The sequence below is a fragment of the Brevibacterium sanguinis genome (assembly GCF_039528855.1).
GTDB lineage: Bacteria > Actinomycetota > Actinomycetes > Actinomycetales > Brevibacteriaceae > Brevibacterium > Brevibacterium sanguinis.
Genome location: NZ_BAAAMB010000009.1, coordinates 170008 through 177977, shown reverse-complemented (window position 1 = coordinate 177977; position 7970 = coordinate 170008). Strand labels below are relative to the sequence as shown.

Annotated in this window: 8 protein-coding genes; 4 read left to right on the top strand and 4 right to left on the bottom strand. The window is 69.2% G+C overall.

Annotation, left to right across the window (positions count from 1 at the left end; all coding sequences use genetic code 11):
• The coding region (locus tag ABD154_RS11125) for an aspartate/glutamate racemase family protein (protein ID WP_344251303.1) at nucleotides 1-292 on the top strand (292 nt) is incomplete at its 5' end.
• A gap of 7 nt (nucleotides 293-299) precedes the next feature.
• Here ABD154_RS11125 and ABD154_RS11120 read toward each other — a convergent pair.
• Both ABD154_RS11120 and ABD154_RS11115 read right to left on the bottom strand, forming a co-directional pair.
• Entirely contained in the window at nucleotides 300-995 is a 696-nt protein-coding gene (locus tag ABD154_RS11120) for a GntR family transcriptional regulator (protein ID WP_344251302.1), read from the bottom strand.
• A gap of 93 nt (nucleotides 996-1088) precedes the next feature.
• On the bottom strand, nucleotides 1089-2768 hold the full coding sequence (locus ABD154_RS11115; protein ID WP_344251301.1) for a DUF885 domain-containing protein: 1680 nt from the start codon (nucleotides 2766-2768) through the stop codon (nucleotides 1089-1091).
• 161 nt (nucleotides 2769-2929) lie between these two features.
• On the opposite strand from ABD154_RS11115, the gene ABD154_RS11110 reads away from it, so the two are divergent.
• The 3 genes from ABD154_RS11110 to ABD154_RS11100 all read left to right on the top strand — a co-directional run bounded on the left by ABD154_RS11110 (nucleotide 2930) and on the right by ABD154_RS11100 (nucleotide 5912).
• Nucleotides 2930-4126, top strand: coding sequence for an MFS transporter (locus tag ABD154_RS11110; protein ID WP_198498364.1), 1197 nt, complete (start codon nucleotides 2930-2932; stop codon nucleotides 4124-4126).
• A gap of 60 nt (nucleotides 4127-4186) precedes the next feature.
• The gene (locus ABD154_RS11105; RefSeq protein ID WP_198498365.1) at nucleotides 4187-4984 is read left to right on the top strand and encodes a carbon-nitrogen hydrolase family protein; all 798 of its coding nucleotides are present in this window, start codon (nucleotides 4187-4189) and stop codon (nucleotides 4982-4984) included.
• 151 nt (nucleotides 4985-5135) lie between these two features.
• Entirely contained in the window at nucleotides 5136-5912 is a 777-nt protein-coding gene (locus tag ABD154_RS11100; protein WP_232623546.1) for a TetR/AcrR family transcriptional regulator, read from the top strand.
• 121 nt (nucleotides 5913-6033) lie between these two features.
• Here ABD154_RS11100 and ABD154_RS11095 read toward each other — a convergent pair whose 3' ends face one another.
• Complete coding sequence (locus ABD154_RS11095; RefSeq protein WP_232623547.1) at nucleotides 6034-6375, bottom strand: hypothetical protein; 342 nt, start codon at nucleotides 6373-6375, stop codon at nucleotides 6034-6036.
• Nucleotides 6372-7952, bottom strand: coding sequence for an acyl-CoA carboxylase subunit beta (locus ABD154_RS11090; protein ID WP_198498366.1), 1581 nt, complete (start codon nucleotides 7950-7952; stop codon nucleotides 6372-6374). Before ABD154_RS11090 ends, ABD154_RS11095 begins: the two co-directional genes overlap by 4 nt.
• Nucleotides 7953-7970 lie beyond the last annotated feature (18 nt).

Below are 7970 nucleotides of genomic sequence, written 5' to 3'. Positions count from 1 at the left end.
GGCGGTCGAGACCGATCGTGCCGAGGTCATCGTCCTCGGCTGCGGCGGGATGGCCGACCTCACCGAGACGATCGTCGACCGCTGCGCGGTGCCCGTCGTCGACGGTGTGGCCGCCGCGGTCAGGCTCGCCGAGGCGCTCGTCGGCTTGGGGCTGACGACGTCGAAGGTGCGCACCTACGCCCCGGCCCGCCCGAAGCGCCTCGACGGCTGGCCCTTCGCCGCGGCAGCGGGAGCGTCCCCGTCGGACCCGCAGGCCGTGACGAGGCACGACCCGATCACCCGGGCCTCCTGAGGCCCGGTCAGTCCGAATCCGCGGCCCCGCCGGGTTCGGAGAGGTCCCGCGGTTCATGCGCGAGACGTTCGCGGTGCTTGTCGTGCTGCTGCCGGCTCGTGTCGAGATGGTGGGCGGCCAGCGCGCGCACCCGTTCGAGGTCGCGGTGGGCGATGGCATCGAAGAGCTCGGCATGCTCGGCGGCGACGACGTCGAGCTCGTCATGCTGGCTCAGCTGCCACCGCATCCGCGAATCGAGGAGCTCTCCGACCTCGACGAGGAGCCGGTTGCCTGAGAGCTCGGTGACGATGGCGTGGAAGTCCGCGGCGGACCGGTGCGCCCCCACGGCGTCTCCGGCCTCGGCCTGGCGGCGACCGGCCGTCATCGTCGCCTCGAGCCGCTCCAGCCCCTCGCGGGTGTGACGCTGAGCGGCGAGTTCGAAGGAGAGGAGATCGAAGGCCTGCCGGACCTCGGCGAGGTCGGCGACATCGCTGGGAGAGAACTCGCGCACCGTCGCCCACGTGTTCGGCCGGTGCGTCACGAGCCCCTCGGACGCGAGCTGCTTGAGCGCCTCCCGGATCGGGACCCGGCTCACCCCGAGCTCGGAGGCGAGGTTGCGTTCGACGAGGCGGCTGCCGGGCGCCCGCTGACCGTCGATGATCTCCCCGCGCAGCACCTCGGTGACCCGCAAGGTCTCCGACCGGGGGGTGTCGTTGTTCTTCACGCGCTCATTCTCTCACTTCGCGGGGCACGGACATGGGTGCCCACCGTCGCGCGGACGGTGGGCACCCGATGCCGGACAGGCGGGGCCGTGACCTCAGCGCCGCATCGCCCGGCCGAGGGTGTCGAGGCCGACGGATCCGAGACCCAGCGCCTTCGAATGGAAGGCCTTGAGGTCGAAGTCCTCGCCCGCCTCGGCGGCCGCCTCGTCGCGGAACTGCTCCCACAGGCGCTGGCCGATCTTGTAGCTCGGCGCCTGCCCCGGCCAGCCGAGGTAGCGGTCGAGTTCGAACGCGAGGAAGCTGCGGTCCATCGCGACGTTGTCGGTGAGGAACTGCCAGGCCTTCTCCCGATCCCATGTGCCCCCGCCGAGGCTCTCGGGGGCCTCGAGACCGAGGTGGAAGCCGATGTCGAGGACGACGCGGGCCGCCCGCAGACGCTGCGAGTCGAGCATCCCGAGGTAGTCGGCCGGATCGTCGAGGTAGCCGAGGTCGGCCATGAGCTTCTCCGCGTAGAGCGCCCAGCCCTCGCCGTGCCCGGAGACCCAGCACATGAGCCGGCGCCAGCGGTTGAGGGTGTCGGAGACGTACGTCGCCTGCCCCACCTGGAGGTGATGACCGGGCACTCCCTCGTGGTAGACGGTCGTCTTCTCCTGCCACGTCGCGAACTCGGTGACCCCCTCGGGCACCGACCACCACATCCGTCCCGGCCGCGAGAAGTCGTCGGTCGGGCCCGTGTAGTAGATCCCGCCGGTCGACGAGGGCGCGATCATGCACTCGATCGTGCGCACGGGTTCGGGGATGTCGAAGTGGGTCTTCCCGAGTTCGGCGATCGCCTCGTCGGCGACTCCCTGCATCCACTCGCGCAGGGCCTCCTTGCCGACGAGCATCCGCTCGGGGTCCTTGTCGAGCGCCTTCATGACGTCGAAGAGGTCGACGCCGGGCATGATCTGCTCGGCGACGCGCCGCTGCTCGGCGTCGATGCGCTCGAGCTCGGCCAGACCCCACGCATACGTCTCGTCGAAGTCGATCTCGGCGCCGAGGAAGTCCCGCGAATGCAGGGCGTACGCGGTCCGGCCGGCCGCCTCGTTCTCCGGGGCGACCGGGAGGAGCTCGGCGGCGAGGAAATCGGCGAGTCCGGCGAATGCGGTGCGGGCCGCCTCGGCGTGGGATGCCAGGTCATCGCGCAGGGTCTGGGGCACCTCGGCGACGTCGTCGGCTCCGGCGATGACGGTGAGATACGGGGACTCGTCCCCGGCGATCGCCTGCACCTGGTCGATGACCTTCTCGATCTGGATGCGCGCGGCGACCTGCCCGCGGTCCTTGGCCAGGGCCAGCGACTCCTCGTACCCGGCCACCGAGGCGGGAATGGCCGCGAGCGTCTCGTCGACGGTCTCCCAGTCGGCGACGGTAGCGGTGGGCATGAGGTCGAAGATGTCGCGCATGTCCTGGACGGGGGAGGCGATGACATTGAGGCTGGCATGCTGGAAGCCGGCGTCGTAGAGGTCCCGGTCGACGCCGAGGCGGTCGCGCATCGCGTCGATCGTCACCCGATCGATGTCATCGAGGTCGGCGCTCGCCTCGACCTCGTCGAGCTTGACCAGCGTCTCGACGGTGAGCTCGTGGTGGGCGGCGAGGCCGGCGGGCGAGAAGTCGTCGAAGCCCTTCGCCCCATCGATCCCCAGGTAGAGGGCGAGCGAGGGGGAGAGGGCGAGGGAGCGATCGACGTACTCTTCGGCGACGGCGTCAACGGCCGACGGGGTTCTCTTCTCAGTCATGACCTCACCATATATGAGCCCGGACACACCCCGTGACCGGGCCGACAGTCTATGAGGAGAGGCACACGGCCACGGGCTGGAATGCGCCGTCTGGGAATTCGCTGAAGCTATACCCTGGTTGAGCCCGACCGCCGGACAACCGTGAAGCGAGAGAAGAGAACGTGGCAAGAGCACAGCTGTGGACCAAGGACTTCATCGTGGGCATCGGCCTCAATCTCACGATGTCCATGGTCTTCTACCTGCTCATGACCTCGATGGCCGGATACGCGGTCGCGCGCTTCTCCGCCGGTCAGGCCGCAGCCGGCTTCGCCTCCTCGAGCTTCATCGTCGGCGCCGTCGTCGCCCGCATCCTCACCGGCAAGTACCTCGACTTCATCGGCCGCCGCACCCTGCTCGTCATCTCGATGGCCGTCTTCGTCCTCGCCTCCCTCGCCTACATCGCCGCCGACACCCTCACCCTCCTCATCGTCATCCGCCTCATTCACGGCATCGCCTTCGGGGCGGGGAACACGGCGATCATGACGGCCATCCAGTCGGTCATCCCGGCCTCGCGGCGCGGCGAGGGCACCGGCTACTTCGGCACCGCGACGACCCTGTCGACGGCGCTCGGGCCCTACCTCGGCGTGCTCCTGCCCGCCGAATTCGACTTCACCGTCCTCTTCATCGCCTCGGCGGTCATGTCGGCCATCTCCCTCGTCCTCTGCTTCTTCCTCGACCTGCCGAAGCAGGAGCTCACTCAGGCCCAGCGGGACACGAAATGGCATCTCCATCCGCGCACGATGGTCGATCGGGACGGACTGCGCATCGGGCTCATCATGCTCATCGCCGGTGTCGCGTTCGCTGCGGCCCTCGTCTTCCTCGCCGGCTACGCCGCCGACAACGGCGTGCCCGGCGCCGCGTCCCTCTTCTTCATCGCCTACGCCGCGGCCTCCCTCGTCGCCCGCCTCTTCATCGGGCGGATCCAGGACGCCTACGGCGACAACGTCGTCATCTACCCCGTGCTCATCCTCAACGCCCTCGGCAACGTCCTCCTCGCGCTGTGGCCGACGACGGCGGGCATCGTCATCGCCGGCATCCTCATCGGCTTCGGCTTCGGCTCCCTCATGCCGAGCGCGCAGACGATCACCGTGAAGTCCGTGCCGATGTCCCGGGTCCCGGTGGCCACGGCCTCGTTCTTCCTCCTCCTCGACGCGGGCTCGGGGATCGGTCCGATCATCCTCGGCGCGCTCATGCCGATCACCGGGGGCAGCGGGATGTTCCTGCTGTGCGCCGGTCTCGTCGTCGTCTCGATGCTCGTCTACCTCGTCGTCCACGGTCGCGGACGCGGTGGCCGGCCGGGACGCGAATTCGTCGGGTGACCTCGGCGGGTGATCCGAGTAGCCTGAGAGCACGTCACCGACTGCCCACGGAGGATGAGGATGAAGCTCGGACTCGCCCAGATCAACACGACCACCGATGTCGCCGGCAACCTCGAGAAGGTGCGCGACTACACGGGTCGGGCCGCTGCCGCCGGTGCCGAGGTCGTCATCTTCCCCGAGGCGACGATGTCGGCGTTCGGGTCGGGTCTGCGGGAGATCGCCGAACGCGAATCCGAGGGGTGGCGCGAGGCGCTCACCCTGCTCGCCGCCGACACCGACACGGCGATCGTCGTCGGGGAGTTCGCAGTCTCCGCCGGCAAGGTCGTCAACCTCCTCGCCGTCTACGCCCCGGACGGGACGCGCACCGAGTACGCGAAGATCCACCTCTACGACGCGTTCGGGTTCAAGGAGTCCGACACCGTCGAGGCAGGCGAGGACCCGGCGCTCGTCGCCCTGAGCGGAGAGGACGTCGGCATCGCCATCTGCTACGACATCCGCTTCCCCAAGCTCTTCGCCGAACTCAGCCGCCGAGGCGCGCGGCTGGCCATCGTCTCCGCATCGTGGGGTGCGGGGCCGGGGAAGGTCGAGCAGTGGGAGCTGCTGGCCCGGGCGCGGGCGGTCGACTCGAACATGTTCGTCGTCGCCGTCGGACAGGCCGATCCGCAGGTCAGCGGCGTGGCCGTGCCCCCGAAAGGACCGACGGGAGTCGGGCACAGTCTCGTGTCCGATCCGTTCGGGCACGTCATCGTCGCCCTCGGCGGCCAGGAGGCCCTCGAGATCGTCGACCTCGACCTCGGACTCGCCGATGAGGCCGCCGAGGCGCTGCCCGTCCTTGCGAATGCGAAGCTCGGGTACTAGACCCCACCGCGGACCCGCGGACCCGGGTGCGTGTGCAAGCGCCGGCGTGAGACCCGGTCGGCAGTGTGGGACCCGGGTCCTGCGTGAGACCCCGGTGTCCGTGTGAGCCGGGTGCCTGAGGGTGTGCCGCGCGAAGTGGGAGAATGAGGATATGGCGATCACCGACAGCCCTGCGCACGTCGACTCCGGAGAGGACTCCGTCGCCCCGAAGGAGGGGATGTCCCCGCGGGAGGGAGCTACTCCGCAGGAAGGCGCTGCCCCGAAGGAGGGCCTGCGCGAGCGGAAGAAGCGCGAACGCCAGCGCGCACTGCGTCGTGCCGCGATCGAACTGACCTTGGAGAAGGGGTTCTCGACCATCACGATCGAGGACATCTGCGAGCGCTGCGGGGTCTCCCGGCGGACCTTCTTCAACTACTTCGCGAGCAAGGAGGAGGCTCTCCTCGGGCGGGCCGACACGGTCTTCGACGACGAGGACGAACCGGCGATCGCCGTGTTCGAAGCCGGGGGACCGACGGGCCGGCTGCTCGAGGACCTCGAGCGGCTGCTCGCCGGCATCGTGCGCACTCGGCTCAGTCACCGGGAGGAGCGCCACCAGTACCATCAGATCCTCAAGCAGGAGCCGGCGCTCATGCAGGCGCAGATGTCGCGGATGGGCGAGAACGAACGCCTCTTCCGCGAGATGATCCAGCGACGGCTCGACAGGGTCGGTGCCGCCGAGGGGTCGGGCTGTGGGCAGAATCCGGGTGCCGTCGGCCGGTGCACGGTCGACGACGGACCGCCGGTCTCACCGAAGGCCGAGGTGCTCGCGGCGCTCGCGATGATGGCAATCAAGGCGACCTTCGTGCGTCTGCGTCGCGTCGAGGGCGATCCGGCGCCGATCATCCACGACCTCTTCGACGAACTGCGCACGATCTTCGACGACGGCTGACGACGCCCTCCGCGCAGAACAGTGACGCCCTCCGCGCCGAACAATCGTGCGGCGCAGAGGGCGGTTATCAGCGAGTGCTCAGTGGCGTCAGACGACAGCGCTCAGCGCCAGGCGGCAGCGCTCAGCGGCCGAGTGGCTGCGTCCACGTCTGCGGGAGACGCCTGCGGACGTTGCGGCGCGGAGCGTTGAAGCCCGCGCGGTCGTGCTTCTTCGTCTCCACCTCGGCGAGGGCTTCGGCCTGGTGAGCGGCATAGGCGAGGGCGACCTGGCGGATCGCGACGACAGCGGCCACCGCGGCGGCACTGGCCATCTCGTCGCTCACCGGCTGGCCGTCGTCGGCGCGCACCTGCGCGCGATCCTCGATCGAGGGCACGCTCGCAGACGCGCCCGCCTGGGCCGTCGCCGCCGGGTCGGCTCCGACCGCCTCGGCGCTCCGGGGATCTGACTGCGCATCCGTGCTCATAGGGGGATGTTACCGTGCTTGCGCGCCGGCGCGTCGACGTGCTTGTTCTTCAGGGCACGCAGTGCGCGGACGATCCGGTTGCGGGTCTCGCTCGGCTTGATGACGGCGTCGATGTAGCCCTCCTCGGCCGCGAGGTACGGGTTGAGCAGGGCGTCCTCGTAGTCCTGGATGAGGTCGGCGCGGAGTGCGTCGACGTCCTCACCAGCTTCCTCGGCGGCCTTGAGCCTGCGGCGGTAGACGATGTTCGCCGCGCCCTGGGCGCCCATGACCGCGATCTGCGCCGACGGCCACGCGAGGTTGATGTCGGCGCCGAGCTGCTTCGACCCCATGACGCAGTACGCGCCGCCGTAGGCCTTGCGGGTGATGAGCGTGATGAGCGGAACCGTCGCCTCGCCGTAGGCGTAGATGAGCTTGGCCCCGCGGCGGATGATGCCGCCGAGCTCCTGGTCGGTGCCCGGGAGGAATCCCGGCACGTCGACGAAGGTGAGGATCGGCAGGTTGAACGCGTCGCAGAGGCGGACGAACCGGGCCGCCTTCTCCGAGGCGTCGATGTCGAGGGTGCCGGCCAGCTGCATGGGCTGGTTGGCGATGACGCCGACGCTCACCCCTTCGACACGGCCGAAGCCGGTGACGACGTTCGGGGCGAAGAGCTCGGAGACCTGGAGGAATTCGCCGTCGTCGAGCACGGTGGTGACGACGTCGAGGATGTCGTAGGGCTGCGAGGGCGAGTCCGGCATGAGGGTGTCGAGCGCCTCGTCCTCAGGCGTGAGCTCGAGGTCGGACTCGAAGACGTCGGCGTCGGCCGGGTCGAGGTTGTTCTGCGGGAGGAAGGAGAGGAGGTCGCGGACGTAGTTGAGGGCGTCCTCCTCGTCGCTGGCGAGGTAGTGGGCGTTGCCGGAGACGGTGTTGTTCGTCCGCCCGCCGCCGAGCTCCTCGTGGCCGACCTCCTCACCGGTGACGGTCTTGATGACGTCGGGACCGGTGATGTACATGTGGCTGGTCTTGTCGACCATGATCGTGACATCGGTGAGGGCGGGGGAGTAGACCGCACCGCCGGCCGAGGGTCCCATGATGAGCGAGATCTGGGGGATGACGCCCGAGGAGGCGACGTTGAGGCGGAAGATCTCGGCGAACAGCGCGATCGATCCCACGCCCTCCTGGATGCGGGCGCCGCCGGAGTCGTTGATGCCGATGATCGGGCAGCCGAGCTTGAGCGCGAGCTTCTGGACCTTGACGATCTTCCGGCCGTTCGCCTCGGCGAGTGACCCGCCGAGCACGGTGAAGTCGTGCGCGAACACGGCCACGGTCTTCCCGTCGATCGTGCCCAGACCGCACACCACGCCGTCGCCGTCGGGACGGTTCTTCTCCATCCCGAACTGGGTGTTGTGGTGCCGGGCGAATTCGTCGATCTCCTGGAACGAGCCCTCGTCGAGGAGCTGGTCGATGCGTTCCCTGGCCGTCTGCTTGCCGCGCTTGTGCTGGTTCTCCACCGACTTCTCGTTGCCGGTGTGGGCCGCCTCGCGACGCGTCAGGAAGGCGTCGATGCGATCGGCGGTGGTGCGTGGAGTTTCCGTCATGCTCCCACCCTATCGAGG